The following is an 18,430-nucleotide window of genomic DNA, read 5'->3' as shown; positions in this document are numbered from 1 at the left end:
CTCGTGATTGTTAGTCCCTGTAATGCACCAAAATTGTCTGCCAAACGGTTACGAAACGCACTGGTGACGGGCTCTGCCCTGTTTTGCCTGTTCGGCGCGGGTCAACTGTGGGCATTCAGTCTGGATGATGTGTCGGCCAAGGCTAAAGAGCTGGCCGGGCAGAAATACGAAGCGCCGCGCAGCAATCTGCCGAACGAATTCCGCGAAATGAAATTCGCTGATTACCAGAAGATTCGTTTCCGCAACGAAAAAGCTGAGTGGGCCGACCAGAACACGCCGTTCAAGCTGTCCTTCTATCACCAGGGTATGCACTTTGATACACCGGTGAAAATCAACGAAGTCACGGCCGACAGCGTCAACGAAATCAAATACGACCCAACGCGTTTCGATTTCGGCGACATGAAGCTTGATCCAAAAGCCACCGAACAGCTGGGTTATGCCGGTTTCCGTGTGCTGTACCCGATCAACAAGGCCGACAAGCAAGACGAAATCATGACCATGCTGGGCGCGAGCTACTTCCGCGTCGTCGGCAAGGGCCAGGCCTATGGCTTGTCTGCCCGTGGCATGGCGATCGACACTGCGTTGCCGTCCGGTGAAGAATTCCCGCGGTTCACCGAGTTCTGGATCGAACGTCCGAAGCCGGGTGAAAAACAGCTGGTGATCTTTGCCCTGCTGGATTCCCCGCGTGCCACCGGCGCGTATCGCCTGACCCTGCGTCCGGGCACCGACACCATTGTCGACGTGAAATCCCAGATGTACCTGCGCGACAAGGTCAGCAAGCTGGGCGTTGCCCCGTTGACCAGCATGTTCCTGTTCGGCGCGAACCAGCCGTCCAAAGTGCTCAACTACCGTCGTGAGCTGCATGATTCCAGCGGTCTGTCGATCCATGCCGGCAACGGCGAGTGGATCTGGCGCCCACTGAACAACCCGAAACACCTGTCGGTCAGCAACTTCAGCGTCGAGAACCCGAAAGGTTTCGGCCTGCTGCAACGTGGTCGCGATTTCAGCCACTACGAAGACCTCGACGACAACTACGACAAGCGCCCAAGTGCCTGGATCGAGCCTGAAGGCGATTGGGGCAAGGGCACCGTCAACCTGGTTGAGATTCCGACCGCCGACGAAACCAACGACAACATCGTTGCGTTCTGGAGCCCGGAAAAACTGCCGGAAGTCGGCCAGCCGCTGGATGTCGCCTACCGTCTGCACTGGACCATGGACGAAAAATCCCTGCACCCGGCCGACAGCGCCTGGGTCAAGCAGACCCTGCGTTCCACTGGTGACGTGAAACAGTCCAACCTGATCCGTCAGCCGGATGGCAGCGTGGCTTATCTGGTGGACTTCGAAGGCCCGTCCCTCAAGGCCCTGCCTGCGGATGCCGCGGTGCGCAGCCAGGTCAGTGTTGGCGACAACGCCGAAGTGGTCGAAAACAGCGTGCGCTACAACGAGCACACCAAAGGCTGGCGCTTGACCCTGCGCCTGAAGATCAAGGACGCCGGCAAGCCGACCGAGATGCGTGCGGCCCTGGTGCAGGACATCGTCAAGCCTGAGCCGGAGAAGGATTCGAGCCACGTGCTCAAAGCCGACAAAGTGCTGGCCAAGCAACACGAGAAACAAGCCAAGAAAGACGCGAAAGACAAGGAAGCCAAGCAGCCAGAAGCTGCCCCAGCCACACCGGAACCGGCCAAGACTGAACAAGTCCTGACCGAGACCTGGAGCTATCAGTTGCCTGCCGATGAGTAATTCCCAAGCCACGCCAGAGACTCTGCAAGAGTACCTGGCGCATCTCCCGATGACCGCTGAGCAGCGCGCCGAACTGGCGGGCTGCAAGTCTTTCAGCGAACTGCACGAACGCTTGTCGTCGTCGACCTTTGACGCGCCAACCGACGCCGCCCAAGCGTCGGTCGGCCGCCGGTTGACCCTCAACAGTGCCGAAGAACTGCAAGACGCCGAAATGCTCGCGGTCGACGCCGAAGGGCGCGTGTGCCTGAAAGCCACGCCGCCGATCCGTCGGACCAAAGTGGTGCCGGAGCCTTGGCGCACCAACATCCTGGTGCGCGGTTGGCGCCGGCTGACAGGTCGCACCAACCCGCCGAAGCCGCCGAAAGACGAACGTGTGCTGCCGGCTGCGCGCTGGCGTACCGTGGGTTCGATCCGTCGTTACATCCTGTTGGTGCTGATGCTCGGCCAGACCATCGTCGCCGGCTGGTACATGAAGGGCATCATGCCGTACCAGGGCTGGTCGCTGGTCGACTTCGACGAGATCCGCAACCAGACCCTGCTGCAGACCGCCACCCAGGTACTGCCTTACGCCCTGCAAACCAGCATCCTGATCATGTTCGGGATCTTGTTCTGCTGGGTCTCGGCCGGTTTCTGGACCGCGTTGATGGGCTTCCTGGAACTGCTGACCGGTCACGATAAATACCGCATTTCCGGTAAAAGTGCCGGTGACGAGCCGATCCCGAAAGACGCCCGCACCGCGCTGGTGATGCCGATCTGCAACGAAGACGTGCCCCGGGTATTCGCCGGCCTGCGCGCTACCTTCGAATCGGTGGCCGCCACTGGCGACCTCGACCGTTTCGACTTCTTTGTGCTCAGCGACAGTAACGACGCCGACATCTGCATCGCCGAACAGCAAGCCTGGCTCGACGTGTGCCGTGAAGCCGGTGGTTTCGGCAAGATCTTCTATCGCCGCCGTCGCCGTCGCGTCAAACGCAAGAGCGGCAACCTCGACGACTTCTGCCGTCGCTGGGGCGGTGAATACAAGTACATGGTCGTTCTCGACGCCGACAGCGTGATGAGCGGCGAGTGCCTGACCAGCCTGGTGCGCCTGATGGAAGCCACGCCGGATGCCGGGATTATCCAGACCGCGCCGCGTGCGTCGGGCATGGACACCCTGTATGCGCGCATGCAGCAGTTCGCCACCCGTGTGTACGGCCCGCTGTTCACCGCCGGCCTGCACTTCTGGCAATTGGGTGAATCCCACTACTGGGGTCACAACGCGATCATCCGCATGCAGCCGTTTATCGAGCACTGCGCCCTGGCGCCGTTGCCGGGTAAAGGCGCGTTTGCCGGTGCGATCCTCTCCCACGACTTCGTCGAAGCTGCGCTGATGCGCCGTGCCGGCTGGGGCGTGTGGATTGCCTACGATCTGCCGGGCAGCTACGAAGAACTGCCGCCGAACCTGCTGGACGAACTCAAGCGTGACCGACGCTGGTGCCACGGCAACCTGATGAACTTCCGCCTGTTCCTGGTCAAAGGCATGCACCCGGTGCACCGCGCGGTGTTCCTGACCGGCGTGATGTCGTACCTGTCGGCGCCGTTGTGGTTCTTCTTCCTGGTGCTGTCCACTGCGCTGCTGGCGGTGAACACGCTGATGGAACCGCAGTACTTCATGGCCCCGCGCCAGTTGTACCCGCTGTGGCCGCAATGGCATCCGGACAAGGCGGTGGCGTTGTTCTCGACCACCATCGTGCTGCTGTTCCTGCCGAAACTGCTGAGCATCATCCTGATCTGGGCCAAGGGCGCGAAAGAGTTCGGTGGCAAGTTCAAGGTGACCGTGTCGATGCTACTGGAGATGCTGTTCTCCATGCTGCTGGCGCCTGTGCGGATGATTTTCCACACCCGTTTCGTACTGGCCGCGTTCCTCGGCTGGGCGGCAACCTGGAACTCGCCGCAGCGTGACGATGACTCCACCCCATGGAGCGAAGCGGTCAAGCGCCACGGTCCGCAAACCGTGCTGGGCTTCTTGTGGGCCCTGCTGGTGGTGTGGCTGAACCCGAGCTTCCTGTGGTGGCTGGTGCCGATTGTCGGCTCGCTGATGCTGTCGATCCCGGTGTCGGTCATCTCCAGTCGGGTCAAGCTGGGCCTCAAGTCCCGTGACGAGAGCCTGTTCCTGATTCCTGAGGAATACAATCCGCCGCAGGCGCTGTTGTCGACCGAGAAGTACACCCACGAAAACCGTTGGCATGCGCTGAACGACGGCTTCGTGCGCGCCGTGGTCGATCCGCAGCAGAACGCCTTGGCCTGCGCCCTGGCCACCTCGCGTCACCGCGAAGCGGAGCCGATCGAGTACCTGCGTGCCGAGCGTGTGCGCCATGCGTTGAAAGTCGGCCCTGCCGGCCTCAACAACGGCGAACGTGTGGCGTTGCTCAGCGACCCGGTCGCCCTGGCCCGCCTGCACGAGCAGGTCTGGAGCGAAGGCCACGCCGAATGGCTGGGTGCCTGGCGTGAATCGATCAAGTCCGATCCTCACGCGCCACTGCTGCCGCTGCAACCGCAAGTCTCCCAGGCCCAACCGGCCTGATTCAGACGCCCCCGGAGGCTCACTCCGGGGGCATTTGAAACGCTGGTCCTACAGCGTTTCGCGCTTCTTCCTTTAAGCGCTAACTCCTTGTTATTTCGAAACAAAAGACCCCGGTTCGAGGCGTATTGCCGTGCCTGCGACTGGGTTAGCATCGCCGCGCAAATTTGATTCACCACGGGGATTTTCATGCTCAAAAGGTATTGTTCGGCACTGCTGATAGGCGCTGTCGCATTGATGGAGGGTGGCCCGCTGTATGCCGGTGCGTTGGACGATGCGGTGCGGCGTGGTGTGCTGAAGGTCGGGACCACGCCCACCTATGTGCCGTTTGAAATGACTGACCGGCAGGGACGCATTGTCGGTTTCGAAATCGACCTGCTTCAGACGATGAGTCGTGCGCTGGGGGTTGAGCTGGAGTTGGTGGCGGTGCCCTACACCGATTTGCTGCCGGGGCTGCTGGCCAACAAGTTCGACCTGATCGGCAGCGGCATGACCGTCACCCAGGAGCGTAATCTCAAGCTGAATTTCAGCGACTCCTTTATCGTCGTCGGCCAGACCGTGCTGCTGCATCCAAGCCTGGCGGGCAAGGTCGGCAGTGTCGAAGAACTGGACGAGGCCGGCTACCGTATCGCCGTCACCGAGGGCACTACCGGGGAATTGGCCGCGCAACGTTTTCTGGGCGCGGCGCAGCTGAGCAGTTTCGCCACACCCGAAGAAGGCGTGCGGCAGGTGGTGGAAGGCAAAGCCGATGCCTTTATCCACGATGCGCCCTACAACCTGATCGCCAGTGGCCGGCCGGAAAACAGCAGCTTGCTGGCACTGGAGCAGCCCTTCACCTACGAGCCCTTGGCGTTCGGCCTGAAAAAGGGCGATTACGACAGCCTCAACTGGATCAACCATTTCCTCAATCAGGTGGCCCAGGACGGCACCTATGATCGGCTGCACGACAAGTGGTTCAGGGGCACCGACTGGATGGCGGACATTGAGTGAAAGTCATAACTGCTTACACATCCGCCGGTTGCCGAATCCAGGTGCTGAAGTGTCTGCCCCTGGGGTTCTTCCGGCATTTGTGGGGCATTTCCGACATACGCCGACAACAAATACCCGTGAAACCTTTGTGACGGCAGACGAGTGGGTTAGGATCGCACCCCGAAATGGTGCAGCCCTTTTGCGCGCCGACCTCATAAGAATCGTTCAGGGGACTTGATGATGAAAAAGTATCTTTCGATGCTGCTGCTTGGCGTCACCGCGCTGGTCGCGGCCACTGCGGCCCAGGCCGGCGCGATCGACGATGCGGTCAAGCGCGGCACGCTGAAGGTCGGCATGGACCCGACCTACATGCCGTTCGAAATGACAGACAAGCGCGGTGAAATCATCGGCTTCGAAGTCGACATCCTCAAGGCCCTGGCCAAGTCCATGGGCGTCAAGCTGGAGCTGGTTTCCACCGGCTACGACGGCATCATCCCGGCCTTCCTGACCGGCAAGTTCGACATGATCGGCAGCGGCATGACCCTGACCCAGGAGCGCAACCTGCGCCTGAACTTCAGCGAACCGTTCATCGTGGTCGGCCAGACCCTGCTGATCCGCAAGGATCTGGAAGGCACCATCAAGTCCTACAAAGACCTGAACGACGAGAAGTACCGCCTGACTTCCAAGCTCGGCACCACCGGCGAGATGGTCGCCAAGAAGCTGATCTCCAAAGCCAAGTACCACGGCTACGACAACGAGCAGGAAGGCGTGCTGGACGTGGTCAACGGCAAGGCCGATGCCTTTGTGTATGACGCGCCGTACAACGTGGTCGCCGAGAAGAAAGTCGGCAACGGCAAGCTGGTGTTCCTCGAAGAACCGTTCACCTTCGAACCCCTGGCGTTTGGCCTGAAAAAAGGCGATTACGACAGCATCAACTTCATCAACAACTTCCTGCACCAGATCCGTAACGACGGCACCTACGATCGCATCCATGACAAGTGGTTCAAGAGCTCCGAGTGGCTCAAGGACATGGAATAAAGGTTTAGACCGAGTCGCGCCCTTCGCGAGCAAGCCCGCTCCCACATTTTGACCGCATTTCATGTTGGAACTCGGTCGAGTGTGGGAGCGGGCTTGCTCGCGAAGACGGCCTGACAAGCAACACAAATCGCGGAATTTGAAATGAAACAGAAAAAAGCCCAATGGCCCTGGCACCTGCTGACCGTGGTCGTGCTGGTCGGTCTGGCTGGTGCCTTGTATTACGCCACTTCGCTGATGTCCTACGAATGGCGCTGGAACCGCGTACCGCAGTACTTCGCCTACCAGGCTGAAACGTCCCAGCGCGCGGCGGATATTTCTACCGTGGTTGAGTTGGTGCGCAAAGGCGATGTCGCCGAAGTGACCCTGCGCAACGACGCGGGTGCCCTGCAGACGCTGACCGTGGCTGATAACAGCCTGCAAGTGGCGCGCGGCGATGACGTGGCCGAGGGCGACGTGATCGGTGTGACCCGGCATTGGGCGTTGGGCCCGTTGATGTGGGGCTTGTGGACCACGCTGTGGCTGTCGGTGGTCTCCGGCATCCTGGGGCTGGCGATCGGGCTGGCGACCGGCCTGTGCCGTCTGTCCAACAACCCGACCCTGCGCGACCTGTCGACCATCTACGTCGAGTTGGTGCGCGGTACGCCGCTGCTGGTGCAGATCTTCATCTTCTATTTCTTTATCGGCACGGTGCTCAACCTGTCCCGGGAATTTGCCGGGATTGCCGCGTTGTCGCTGTTCACGGGCGCCTATGTGGCGGAAATCGTCCGCGCCGGCGTGCAGTCAATCACCCGTGGCCAGAACGAAGCTGCGCGCTCCCTGGGCTTGAGCGCCAGCCAGTCGATGCGTCACGTGGTGTTGCCGCAGGCATTCAAGCGCGTGCTGCCACCGCTGGCCGGGCAATTTATCAGCCTGGTGAAAGACACTTCGCTGGTCTCGGTGATCGCGATTACCGAACTGCTCAAGAGCGGTCGCGAGGTGATCACCACCTCGTTCTCGCCGTTTGAAATCCTGTTCTGCGTTGCAGGCCTGTACCTGCTGATCAACCTGCCGCTGTCGAAAATGGCCAGCCGGCTTGAGCGGAGGCTCGCCCAAAGTGATTGAAGTCCGCGATCTGGTAAAAGTCTTCGATACCCGTGGCCATGTGGTGCGCGCGGTCGACCACGTCACCACCCAGGTGGCCAAGGGCGAAGTGCTGGTGGTGATCGGTCCGTCGGGCTCTGGCAAGTCCACTTTCCTGCGCTGCCTCAATGGCCTGGAAGAGTTCGATTCCGGCTCGGTGAGTATCGACGGCCTGCAACTGGCTGATCCGAAAACCGACGTGAACGCCTACCGTCGCGAAGTCGGCATGGTGTTCCAGCACTTCAATCTGTTCCCCCACATGACCGTGCTGGAAAACCTCTGCCTGGCGCAAAAAGTCGTGCGCAAGCGCGGCAAGAAAGAGCGCGAAGCCAAGGCCCTGGCGCTGCTGGAAAAGGTCGGTATTGCGCAGAAGGCCAACGAGTTTCCGTCGCGCCTCTCCGGCGGCCAGCAGCAACGCGTGGCGATTGCCCGTGCGTTGGCGATGGAGCCCAAGGTCATGCTGTTCGACGAACCCACCTCGGCGCTCGACCCGGAAATGGTCGGCGAAGTGCTGGACGTGATGAAGACCCTGGCCTTGGAAGGCATGACCATGGTCTGCGTCACCCACGAAATGGGCTTTGCCCGCGAAGTGGCGGACCGCGTGCTGTTCTTCGATCATGGCAAATTGCTCGAAGACGCCGCCCCGGCCGAATTCTTCGACGCGCCAAAAGACCCACGCGCCCAGGCCTTCCTGCGCCAGGTCCTGTAACTTGTAGTGAGCGGGCTTGCCCCGCGCCGGGCGGCGCAGCCGCCCCAAATCCAGGCGCCTCGGTCTTCCTGAAACACCGCGGTGGACCGTTTGGGGCGGCTGCGCCACCCAGCGCGGGGCAAGCCCGCTCACTACGGGGTCAGAGCTGGAATTTGCCCACCAGCGCCTGCAGATCCATGCTCAACCGCGTCAACTGAACACTCGCCGCCGCCGTCTCTTCGCTGGCGGCGGCGGTGTGTTCGGACACGTCGCGCACCTGCAACACGCTGCGATTGATCTCTTCGACTACCGCACTTTGTTCTTCGGCGGCCGCGGCAATCTGCGGGTTCATTTCCTGAATGATCGCCACCGTGCGCGCAATCGCGGCCAGTGCCTCGCCGGCGTCGCGGGTCAGGTCGACGCTGTCGTCGGTCAGGTTGCGGCTGCTGTCCAGCGTCTCGGCCACGTGCTGGGTGCCGTTGTGCAGGCTGAGGATCAAACCTTCGATCTCTTCGGCAGACGCCTGGGTGCGTTGCGCCAGGCTGCGCACTTCATCGGCCACCACCGCAAAGCCTTCGCCGGCACTGCCTGCGCGTGCGGCCTCGATGGCTGCATTCAAGGCCAGCAGGTTGGTCTGCTGGGACACGGACTTGATCACGTCGAGCACGCTGGCGATCTTCTGGCTTTCTTGCTGCAACGTCAGCATTGCGCGGCCTGAAAGTGCCATTTCTTCGGCCAGCTGGCCGATCTGCTCAACCGCCTGCGCCACCACCTTGTCGCCGGCACTCGCTTGGCGGTCAGCCTCGTTTGCCGCGATTGACGCTTGCTCGGCATGCCGGGCGACTTCCTGGGCGGTGGCGAGCATTTGGTTCATCGCGGTGGCGACCTGATCGGTTTCATCTTTTTGCTTGTTGACCCCGTTGCGGGTCTGCTCGGTGACGGCTGATAACTCGGTGGCCGCGCTGGCGATCTGCCGGGCGCTGTCGCCGATGCCGCTGATCAGGTGGCGCAGGTTGTGGGTCATGTCCCCGATGGCGTGCTGCAGTTGGCCCAGTTCATCGCGGCGTCCCACCGGCATGTCGTGGCTCAGGTCGCCTTCGGCGATACGGTTGGCGCGGGCCAGCACTTCACGCAGTGGCACCGCAATTTGCCGGGCGATCCACCAGGCGGCCAGGGTGCCGAGCAACAGTGCGACGACGGTCACACTGATCAGCAGCAGACGGGTCTTGCCGGCTTCGTTGTCGCGTTTGAGGGTTTGGCCTTGGCTCATCTGGTCGCTTTGTTCCAGTAACTGATCGAGCTGTTGTTCGAAGCGGTTCTGCACGGTTTCGGCGTTGAGTTGGGCTTGCTTGAGGTTGAGTAGCTGCTCGCGGTAATTGGCGATGTCGCTCTTGAGCAGGGTCGAGTCCACCGGCAGAGCCGTGACAGCGGCCAGTGCGGCCTCCAGCGCCTGCAACGCGTCGCTGACTGCCTGGGCATAGGCCTCCAGCGACGCGGCGGCCCATGCGGGGCGCTGGGCGCCTTCATCGGCACGGACCATGGCCTGGCGCAGGTTTTCGATGGCATCCAGGGCTGTCTGATCTTGCTGGTCGGGCAGCTCACTGGCGAGTTGGGCCAGGGTGTCGCTGGCTTGCTGTGCGGTCTTGTCCAGTGGGCTGCGGGCGTTTTCGCGGTGCTCGATCAGGGGCGCTAGCTCGCTGAGTGCCGCCTTGAAGTCGGTGACCAGGCGGGTGGCCTGTTCTAGGCGCTGGCGGTCGGCGGGGTCTCGCATGCGGCTTGAAAGGGCGGCCAGATGGGTTTCGATGGTCTCGATGTGTGTGGTGAGTTTGCCCCGGCTGTTCGGGTCCGTCAGCGTGCGGTAGACGATGCGATCAGCACGCATGGCTTGGCCAGCAACCGCCAATTGTCCCAGGGTCGTCAGGTTGGTGGAGCGGTAGATCATGGCATTCAAGGCTTGCCAGCCGGTGACGGCGATGGCGAAGCTGAGCATCAGCACTTGCCCGAAACCGATGGCAAGCTTGACGCGGACGCTGGCGTTGACCAGCAAACGGGTCAGCCGGGAAAACATGACGCACCTCCAAATCGAATTAAGCGTTTCGCAGTAAAGGAAACGCTAAATCGATTTGGCTCAGTGCCGGGCTGATAACTGCGTAGGAAATTTCACAAGCTGCTAATTAAATGCGGAAGCGTCCTACCAGGGTTTGTAGGTAAATCCCCAGGCGTGCCAGCTCGGCGCTGGATGCGGCCGTTTCTTCACTGGCTGAAGAGGTTTGTTCGGACACGTCCCGCACGTTCAACACACTGCGGTTAATCTCTTCGGCCACGGCGCTTTGCTGTTCGGCGGCGGTGGCGATCTGCGAGTTCATCGCCTGGATGGTCGACACCGTGCGCGTGATGCTCGCCAGTGCGCTGCCGGCGCGGCGCGTCAGCTCGACACTGCTGTCGGTGAGGTCGCGGCTGTTGTCCATGATGGTCGCGACCTGTTGGGTACCGCTTTGCAGGCCGACGATCAGTTCTTCGATCTCTTCGGTGGACTTCTGGGTGCGCAGGGCCAGGCTGCGCACCTCGTCGGCCACCACGGCGAAGCCACGCCCGGCTTCGCCGGCACGTGCGGCTTCAATCGCGGCGTTGAGCGCCAACAGGTTGGTTTGCTGGGCTACGGACTTGATCACGTCGAGCACACTGCCGATCTTGTCGCTTTCGCGTTTCAGATCGCCCATGGCCACCGTCGAGTTGCCGACTTCGCTGGCCAGGCGTTCGATCTGGGCGATGGCTTCGCCGACCACTTTGTCGCCTTCGCGGGCTTGCTGGTCAGCAGCGACGGCGGCTTCGGAAGCTTCCTCGGCGTTGCGTGCCACTTCTTGCACGGTCGCGGCCATCTCGTTCATCGCGGTAGCGACTTGGTCGGTCTCGACTTTTTGGCTGTTGACCCCGGCGCTGGTCTGTTCGGTCACGGCCGACAGTTGCTCGGCGGCGCTGGCGATCTGGGTGACACCGTCGCTGATGCCGCCGATCAGTTCACGCAGGCCGACGGTCATGCTCTGCATGGCGCGTTGCAACTGACCCAGTTCGTCCTGGCGTGCGGAGTCGAGGTTGTGGCTCAAGTCGCCGGAGGCTACGCGCTCGGCGACCTTGAGGGTCTGGTTCAGCGGAATGATGATCTGGCGAGTGATGGCCCACGCGGCAATCAGGCCGAACGCCAGTGCGAGTACGGTGGCCAGTGCCAGCATTTGCTTGGCTTGGGCGGCATCGTTGTCACGCACCACGGTCTGGGACGCGGTGAGTTTTTTGCTGCGATCGAGCAGGATGTCGCCTTGCTCGGCCATGATTTTCATGGCAGCGACGCTGGCAACCTGGGAGTCACGGTACTGGCTGACGGCGGCGCGGTAGGCTTGCAGCGAGACGCTGGCCTGTTGCAGGTTGGTCGAATATTGATCAGGGACCTGGCCGTTCAGGCTGGCGATTTTCTTCAGGGCGTTATCGATGGCGTCCAGCGCAGGCTGCTCGGCTTCGACCTTGCCGCTGTAGGTGTAGCCGCGCACTTGGAAGCGCGCTTGCTGGATCAACTTACTCAGGTCTACCACGCTGTTGAACTGCGTGACGCTGTCGCCTTGCAGCAGGGCTTTCTCGATTTCGCCGACTTTGAGCACCGCGTTGTCGGCGGTATCGCCCAGCTTGCTGCGCGCATTTTCACGGTTCGCCCCGGCCTGGACCATGGCCTCGAATGCGCGGCGATATTGCTCGACGGCGGCCAATTGATCGTCCACCAGGAGGTTGTCGGCCGGCTGATCGATCATGCCGTCGGCGGTTTTCAGGCCGGCTTCCAGTTGCACCAGCAGCGCGTTGACCGCCGCCGGGCCTTGTTCGCCGCGCCGCATTTCGTAGTCCAGGCGCGCCAGGCGCAGATCCTTGGTCAGTTCATTGACGCTGGAGATGAAACCCAGCTTGTCGCCACGGCTGATCACGCCACTCAGGCCGCTCCAGCCGGTGAAGGTAATCATGAGCGTGAGCAGTAACACCAGGCCAAAACCTACACCCAACTTGGATTTGACGCTGACATTCCCCAGCTTTTCGGCTAACCAACGATACATGCTGCGAACTCCCCTGGAACAAGGCTTGGACTTATTCAGGGTGTATCGGCCTGTGTCGGGGATTCTGTAGCGACGCGATCAGATGTCTGGGGTTGGGTCAGAACAGTCGGGCCAGGAGAGCGGTGACGGCGGTTTCGACGCGCAGGATGCGGGCGCCCAGTTGCACCGGCTGCAAACCCGCCTTGGCCAGCAAGTCGACCTCGTAGGGAATCCAGCCGCCTTCCGGGCCGATTGCCAGGGTCACCGGTTCGTCCAGCCCACGCGGGCAGGCCGGGTAGTCGCCGGGATGGCCAATCAGGCCAAGGGTGCCAGCGGCCATGGCCGGCAGGCGATCCTCGACGAACGGCTTGAAGCGTTTCTCGATGATGATGTCGGGCAGCACCGTGTCCCGCGCCTGTTCCAGGCCGAGGATCAGTTGCTCGCGAATGGCTTGCGGCTCGAGGAATGGCGTCTGCCAGAAACTTTTTTCCACGCGGTAGCTGTTGAGCAGCACCACCTTTGGCACGCCCATGGCCGCCACGGTTTGCAGGACCCGGCGCAGCATTTTCGGACGGGGCAGGGCCAGCAGCAGGGTCAGCGGCAGCTTGGCCGGCGGCGGCTGGTCGAAGCTGACTTGCAGTTCGGCCTCGCTGTTTTCCAGGCGTAGCAGTTGGGCATTGCCCATCAGCCCGCCGATGCGGCCCACGCGCAGGCTGTCGCCGACGGCTGCGCGGTGGACTTCCTGCATGTGCACCAGGCGCCGATCACGCAGTACCACACGGTCGGCCGCGATGAAGTCGGCCTCCTCAAGCAGCAGCAGGTTCACGGCTGGGTTGCTGGCGGTTGGTCGTCGTCGGGCTGGTCATCCGGGTGTTCGCCGCGCTTGCTGATCAAGCCGCTGAACAGGATGCCGATCTCGAACAGCATCCACATCGGCACGGCCAGCAGGGTCTGGGAGAAGATGTCCGGCGGGGTGAGGATCATGCCGACCACAAAGCAGCCGATGATCACATACGGGCGGATCTTCTTCAGGTACGCCACGTTGACCACGCCGATCCACACCAGCAACACCACGGCCACCGGGATTTCGAAGGCCACGCCAAAGGCGAAGAACAGTGTCATCACGAAGTCGAGGTAGCTGGTGATGTCGGTCATCATTTCCACACCGGCCGGCGTGGCGGCGGCGAAGAACTTGAAGATCAGCGGGAACACCAGGAAGTAGGCGAACGCCATGCCGGTGTAGAACAGGCAAATGCTCGATACCAGCAACGGCACCGCGATGCGCTTCTCATGCTTGTACAGGCCCGGTGCGATAAAGCCCCAGATCTGGTGCAGGATCACCGGGATCGCCAGGAACAGCGAGACCATCATCGTCAGCTTCAACGGCGTGAGGAACGGCGACGACACGTCGGTGGCGATCATCGTCGCGCCGGCCGGCAAATACTGGCGCAGGGGCGTCGAGACAAAGGTATAGATCTGCTGGGTGAAGGCGAACAGCCCGGCAAAGATGATGAAGATCGCCGCTACGCAACGCAGCAGGCGGGTACGCAGCTCGGTGAGGTGCGAGACCAGCGGCATGTGCTGGTCGTTTTCCGGTTTATCAGCGCTCATGGGGCTCGCGGCGGCAATGTAGGGTCATGGGGCGCGGGCGACGCAACGGGCGTCGGCGCAGGCTCGGTGGGCGCAACAGGTGGGGTCTGGGTGGTCGGTGCGATGCTCTGCTCGGCCACGGGCTCAACCGGTTTGGCGGGCTCCTGGACCGGCGACAGGATCTTGCGCGCCTCTTGCTCCAACGACAGGATATGTTCGTTGTGCAGTTGCCGACGGATCTCGTCGGCACCGATTTCCCGTTCAACTTCCTGTTTGATCGCATTGAAACTGCGTTTCAGGCGGCCGATCCACAGGCCGGCCGTGCGTGCCGCACCGGGCAGGCGTTCCGGCCCCAGTACCAGCAGGGCCACAAGGCCGACGAGCAGCAGTTCAGAGAAGCTGATACCAAACATTAGTCAGTGCTCACGAGTCTTTGCGGGTCGGCTCTTCGACTTTCTCAGCCTGCACGTCGAAGGTACGACGCTCGGTGATCGGCTGGGCGGCCTGCGGGTGCACAGGCTGCGCCGGTGGCACCGGATTGGCAGCCGGGTCGGCAGGCTTTTCGTCGTCGTTCATGGCTTTGCGAAAGCCCTTGATCGATTCGCCGACGTCAGTGCCCAGGTTCTTGAGTTTCTTGGTGCCGAATACCAGTACCACGACCACCAGAATGACGATCCAGTGTTTCCAGTCAAAAATGCCCATGCTGCAGATCCTCAGTAAAAGTTATTCAGGTGGTCGGGCGCGAAGCCTTTTCGGCATGCCCGGACAAGCCGAAACGACGGTCCAGTTCATCCAGCACGGCCTGTGGGTGCTGCCCCAGTTGGGCGAGCATGACCAGGCTGTGGAACCACAGGTCGGCGGTTTCGTAGATCACATCGCTGCAGTCGCCGCTGATTTGCGCGTCCTTGGCGGCGATGATCGTCTCGACGGATTCTTCGCCGAGTTTTTCCAGGATCTTGTTCAGGCCCTTGTGGTACAGGCTGGCGACGTAGGAACTGTCGGCGTCCGCGCCTTTGCGGTCTTCCAGTACCTGGGCCACACGGTTCAGGGTATCGCTCATGTCTAGTGTCCTGCGGAGTAGATGGCGTGCGGGTCTTTGAGCACGGGTTCGACAACCTTCCACTCGCCGTTTTCGAACACGCGGTAGAAGCAGCTGTGCCGGCCGGTGTGGCAGGCGATGTTGCCGATCTGCTCGACCTTGAGGATCACCACGTCGGCATCGCAGTCGATGCGCATCTCGTGCAGGGTCTGCACGTGCCCGGACTCTTCGCCCTTGCGCCACAGTTTGCCACGCGAACGTGACCAGTAAATGGCGCGCTGCTCAGTGGCGGTGAGGCTCAGGGCCTCGCGGTTCATCCAGGCCATCATCAATACGCGCCCGGTCTTGTAGTCCTGGGCAATGGCCGGCACCAGGCCGTCACTGTCCCATTTGATCTCGTCCAGCCAGTCTTTCATGTTCGGCTCCGGCAATTTGCGACAGTGTATAACCGGATTGGCTATCGGCGCACGATCAGATAAACACCCACGGCGACCATGATACCGGCCGGCCAGTGGCCCAATTGATTCAACGGCCCGCCCAGGGCCAGCACAATGCCGCCGGTCAGGTGCGCGGCGCCGAGCAGGCGCAGGAACCAGTCGTCCTTGCGCTTGTGCCACGGCGGCGCCGGGTCCTTGGCGTGGGGCTGGGACATGCGCTCCAGCAGGTCGCGGGTCATGTTGGCCAAGTGCGGTAGTTGTTCGAACTGGCTGTGCAGATTGCCGATCAGGGTTTTCGGGCTGACCCGCTCGCGCATCCAGCGCTCGAGGAACGGCTGGGCGGTGTTCCACAGGTCGAGGTCCGGGTACAGCTGGCGGCCCAGGCCTTCGATGTTCAGCAGGGTTTTCTGCAACAGGACCAGCTGCGGTTGCACTTCCATATTGAAGCGTCGGGCGGTCTGGAACAGGCGCATCAGTACCTGGCCAAAGGAAATGTCCTTCAGCGGTTTTTCAAAGATCGGCTCGCATACCGTGCGAATGGCAGCTTCGAATTCGTTGAGTTTGGTTTCCGCCGGCACCCAGCCCGAATCGATGTGCAACTGCGCCACGCGGCGGTAGTCGCGTTTGAAGAAGGCGAACAGGTTGCGCGCCAGGTAGTCCTGGTCCTGTGGGGTCAGGCTGCCGACGATGCCGCAGTCGATCGCGATGTACTGCGGGCTCCACGGGTTGACGGTGCTGACGAAGATGTTGCCGGGGTGCATGTCGGCGTGGAAGAAGCTGTCGCGGAACACCTGGGTGAAGAAGATCTCCACGCCACGCTCGGCGAGCATTTTCATGTCGGTGCGCTGGTCGGCCAGGGTCGCGAGGTCAGTGACTTGCACGCCGTAGATGCGCTCCATCACCAGCACTTTGGGGCGGCACCAGTCCCAATACACCTGCGGCACGTACAGCAGCGGCGAGCCTTCGAAGTTGCGCTTGAGCTGGCTGGCGTTGGCGGCTTCGCGCAGCAGGTCGAGTTCGTCGTAGATGGTTTTTTCGTAGTCGGCAACCACGTCCACCGGGTGCAGCAAGCGCGCATCGGCGCTGAAGCGCTCGGCGGCGCGGGCGAGGATGAACAGCCACGCCAGGTCCTGGCCGATGATCGGCTTGAGACCCGGGCGGATCACTTTCACCACCACTTCTTCGCCGCTCTTCAGTTGCGCAGCGTGCACCTGGGCGACCGAGGCGGAGGCCAGCGGTTCGACGTCGAAACGGCTGAATACTTCACTGATCTTCCGGCCCAGCTGTTCTTCGATCAGCTTCATCGACTGTTGCGAGTCGAACGGCGGCACGCGGTCTTGCAACAGCATCAGCTCGTCGGCGATGTCTTCGGGCAGCAGGTCGCGACGGGTCGAGAGGATCTGCCCGAACTTGATGAAGATCGGCCCCAGGTCCTGCAATGCCAGGCGCAGGCGTGCGCCTCTGCTGAGTTCAAGCTTCTTGCGCGGGAACCAGCGCCACGGCAGCACGTAGCGAACCGCCAGCAGGAACCACGGCAGCGGCAGGGCGAACAGCAGGTCATCGAGTTGGTAGCGGATTACGACGCGCTGGATACGGAACAAACGGCGGACGGCGAGCAGCTTCATGCGTTATCGCTTGGATCAAGGGAACGGCTCAGGCGCTCGAAGCGTGCCTCAAGGCGTTCCAGGTCGATTTTGGCCTTGTCGAGTTCACGAAAGCGCGCTTGCGCTTCCCGTTGTCCGACCAGGGTGCGCGATTCTTCGCTCAGGTATTCGGCGAGGTTCTGGTTGAGGCTGGCGAACCCTTGCTGATACCACCGCGAACGGCTGCGCAGGTGCCCGCTGATCAACTGGGTGGCCACCGGGCCGATCCAGCGTGACAGCTCGTATTCCCAATCCAGCTCCAGGTCTTGCAACACGGCGGCCAGGTCCATCAGCACCGAGCTGTCGCCTTCCAGTTCGACTTCGGTGCTGTGCAGGATCGCGGTCTTGTTGCGGCTCAATGCCAGGTGCAGCAGGCTCGACGCCGGTGCGCGCAGGGTGCAGTCGGCATCACAGGCCCAGGTGCTGGCGAGCAGCAGGCCTTCATCGCTGGGCAGGATAAACAGCTGCACGGCGGGGCTGCGGCAATCGACGGCAATCACCTTGCCGGTCAAGTGCGCGAGCCGCGCCAGGGCGGTGCTGTCCAGGCGCAGCACACGGTTGAGGCCGTGCTCAACGCTGGCGAGAAGGCCCTGGAGCAGCATCAGGGCTTGATGCCGCGGTGCAGGGCGACGATGCCGGACGTCATGTTGTGGTAGGTCACGCGGTCGAAACCGGCTTCTACCATCATCGACTTCAGGGTTTCCTGGTCGGGGTGCATGCGGATCGATTCGGCCAGGTAGCGATAGCTTTCGGCGTCATTGGTGATCAGCTTGCCCATCAACGGCATGAAGGCGAAGGAATAGGTGTCGTAGACCTTGGACATCAGTGCGTTGGTCGGTTTGGAGAACTCCAGCACCAACAGGCGGCCGCCCGGCTTGAGTACGCGCAGCATCGAGCGGATCGCGTCTTCTTTATGGGTCACGTTGCGCAGGCCGAAGGCGATGGTCACGCAGTCGAAATGGTTGTCGGGGAACGGCAGCTTTTCAGCGTCGGCCTGGACGAATTCGATATTGCCGGCCACGCCTTTGTCGAGCAGGCGGTCGCGACCGACCTTGAGCATCGAACCGTTGATGTCCGCCAGTACCACCTGGCCGGTGGGGCCGACGAGCTTGGAGAACTTGGCTGCCAGGTCGCCCGTGCCGCCGGCGATGTCCAGCACGCGATTGCCGGCGCGCACGCCGGACAGCTCGATGGTGAAGCGCTTCCACAGGCGGTGCATGCCGCCGGAGAGCACGTCGTTCATCAGGTCGTACTTGGCCGCAACGGAGTGGAACACCTCAGCGACTTTTTCCGCCTTTTGGCTTTCCGGGACGTTCTTGAAGCCGAAGTGAGTGGTGGGTTCGGCATCGCTGCCTTTGCGCTGATCAGTCATATCGCTGTCACCAAAAGAGAATGCGGCACATGATAATCCCCAAGGCCTGCTTTGTCTTGGCAAGGCTCAATCTGTAGTGAGCGGGTTTGCCCCGCACTGGGTGGCGAAGCCGCCCCCCACAAGGACGCCTGGGAGTTTCAGAAAGACCGCGTTGCCTGGGTTTGG

Annotated in this window: 16 protein-coding genes and 2 pseudogenes; 6 read left to right on the top strand and 12 right to left on the bottom strand. The window is 61.9% G+C overall.

The window, feature by feature from the left end; all coding sequences use genetic code 11:
* Window positions 1-3: 3 nt before the first annotated feature.
* The 6 genes and pseudogenes from IB241_RS10740 to IB241_RS10715 all read left to right on the top strand — a co-directional run bounded on the left by IB241_RS10740 (window position 4) and on the right by IB241_RS10715 (window position 8,135).
* Entirely contained in the window at window positions 4-1,740 is a 1,737-nt protein-coding gene (locus IB241_RS10740; protein WP_318652594.1) for a glucan biosynthesis protein G, read from the top strand.
* Window positions 1,733-4,341, top strand: a pseudogene (gene mdoH, locus IB241_RS10735) (glucans biosynthesis glucosyltransferase MdoH). The gene IB241_RS10740 and the pseudogene mdoH overlap by 8 nt, the downstream one beginning before the upstream one ends.
* A 148-nt stretch (window positions 4,342-4,489) precedes the next feature.
* On the top strand, window positions 4,490-5,290 hold the full coding sequence (locus IB241_RS10730; RefSeq protein WP_192298372.1) for a transporter substrate-binding domain-containing protein: 801 nt from the start codon (window positions 4,490-4,492) through the stop codon (window positions 5,288-5,290).
* Between the two features lie 219 nt (window positions 5,291-5,509).
* Window positions 5,510-6,307, top strand: coding sequence for a transporter substrate-binding domain-containing protein (locus IB241_RS10725; protein WP_192298371.1), 798 nt, complete (start codon window positions 5,510-5,512; stop codon window positions 6,305-6,307).
* A 141-nt stretch (window positions 6,308-6,448) separates the two neighbouring features.
* Entirely contained in the window at window positions 6,449-7,408 is a 960-nt protein-coding gene (locus tag IB241_RS10720; RefSeq protein WP_192298370.1) for an amino acid ABC transporter permease, read from the top strand.
* A complete protein-coding gene (locus IB241_RS10715; protein ID WP_017738829.1) occupies window positions 7,401-8,135 on the top strand; it encodes an amino acid ABC transporter ATP-binding protein in 735 nt (244 codons plus the stop codon). The genes IB241_RS10720 and IB241_RS10715 overlap by 8 nt, the downstream gene beginning before the upstream one ends.
* Before the next feature lie 139 nt (window positions 8,136-8,274).
* Here IB241_RS10715 and IB241_RS10710 read toward each other — a convergent pair whose 3' ends face one another.
* The 12 genes and pseudogenes from IB241_RS10710 to ubiE form a co-directional block, all read right to left on the bottom strand.
* The gene (locus IB241_RS10710) at window positions 8,275-10,182 is read right to left on the bottom strand and encodes a methyl-accepting chemotaxis protein (RefSeq protein ID WP_192298369.1); all 1,908 of its coding nucleotides are present in this window, start codon (window positions 10,180-10,182) and stop codon (window positions 8,275-8,277) included.
* Between the two features lie 106 nt (window positions 10,183-10,288).
* Window positions 10,289-11,002, bottom strand: coding sequence for a methyl-accepting chemotaxis protein (locus tag IB241_RS27930; RefSeq protein ID WP_412547873.1), 714 nt, complete (start codon window positions 11,000-11,002; stop codon window positions 10,289-10,291).
* Window positions 11,003-11,146: 144 nt separating this feature from the next.
* Window positions 11,147-12,115 (bottom strand): annotated as a pseudogene (locus IB241_RS27925) (methyl-accepting chemotaxis protein); the annotation flags it as partial.
* A gap of 187 nt (window positions 12,116-12,302) precedes the next feature.
* On the bottom strand, window positions 12,303-13,010 hold the full coding sequence (locus IB241_RS10700) for a 16S rRNA (uracil(1498)-N(3))-methyltransferase (protein WP_192298367.1): 708 nt from the start codon (window positions 13,008-13,010) through the stop codon (window positions 12,303-12,305).
* Window positions 13,007-13,795, bottom strand: a complete 789-nt coding sequence (gene tatC / locus IB241_RS10695; RefSeq protein ID WP_192298366.1) for a twin-arginine translocase subunit TatC — start codon at window positions 13,793-13,795, stop codon at window positions 13,007-13,009. The genes IB241_RS10700 and tatC overlap by 4 nt, the downstream gene beginning before the upstream one ends.
* The gene (tatB, locus tag IB241_RS10690) at window positions 13,792-14,187 is read right to left on the bottom strand and encodes a Sec-independent protein translocase protein TatB (protein WP_192298365.1); all 396 of its coding nucleotides are present in this window, start codon (window positions 14,185-14,187) and stop codon (window positions 13,792-13,794) included. Before tatB ends, tatC begins: the two co-directional genes overlap by 4 nt.
* 10 nt (window positions 14,188-14,197) lie before the next feature.
* Window positions 14,198-14,476: a twin-arginine translocase TatA/TatE family subunit gene (locus tag IB241_RS10685; protein WP_017738835.1), complete on the bottom strand. Its 279-nt coding sequence runs from the start codon at window positions 14,474-14,476 to the stop codon at window positions 14,198-14,200.
* A 25-nt stretch (window positions 14,477-14,501) separates the two neighbouring features.
* Complete coding sequence (locus tag IB241_RS10680) at window positions 14,502-14,834, bottom strand: phosphoribosyl-ATP diphosphatase (RefSeq protein ID WP_105695035.1); 333 nt, start codon at window positions 14,832-14,834, stop codon at window positions 14,502-14,504.
* Window positions 14,835-14,836: 2 nt separating this feature from the next.
* On the bottom strand, window positions 14,837-15,229 hold the full coding sequence (gene hisI, locus IB241_RS10675) for a phosphoribosyl-AMP cyclohydrolase (protein ID WP_122810867.1): 393 nt from the start codon (window positions 15,227-15,229) through the stop codon (window positions 14,837-14,839).
* Between the two features lie 41 nt (window positions 15,230-15,270).
* Complete coding sequence (gene ubiB, locus IB241_RS10670; protein WP_192298364.1) at window positions 15,271-16,875, bottom strand: ubiquinone biosynthesis regulatory protein kinase UbiB; 1,605 nt, start codon at window positions 16,873-16,875, stop codon at window positions 15,271-15,273.
* Entirely contained in the window at window positions 16,872-17,495 is a 624-nt protein-coding gene (locus IB241_RS10665) for an SCP2 domain-containing protein (RefSeq protein WP_192298363.1), read from the bottom strand. The genes ubiB and IB241_RS10665 overlap by 4 nt, the downstream gene beginning before the upstream one ends.
* Window positions 17,495-18,265, bottom strand: coding sequence for a bifunctional demethylmenaquinone methyltransferase/2-methoxy-6-polyprenyl-1,4-benzoquinol methylase UbiE (gene ubiE / locus IB241_RS10660; protein WP_060754560.1), 771 nt, complete (start codon window positions 18,263-18,265; stop codon window positions 17,495-17,497). The genes IB241_RS10665 and ubiE overlap by 1 nt, the downstream gene beginning before the upstream one ends.
* Window positions 18,266-18,430: the final 165 nt, after the last annotated feature.

It is taken from the genome of Pseudomonas sp. PDM05 (assembly GCF_014851685.1).
Classification (GTDB): domain Bacteria; phylum Pseudomonadota; class Gammaproteobacteria; order Pseudomonadales; family Pseudomonadaceae; genus Aquipseudomonas.
Note: the sequence above shows the minus strand (reverse complement) of the source record. Positions and strands in the feature narration are given on the sequence as shown.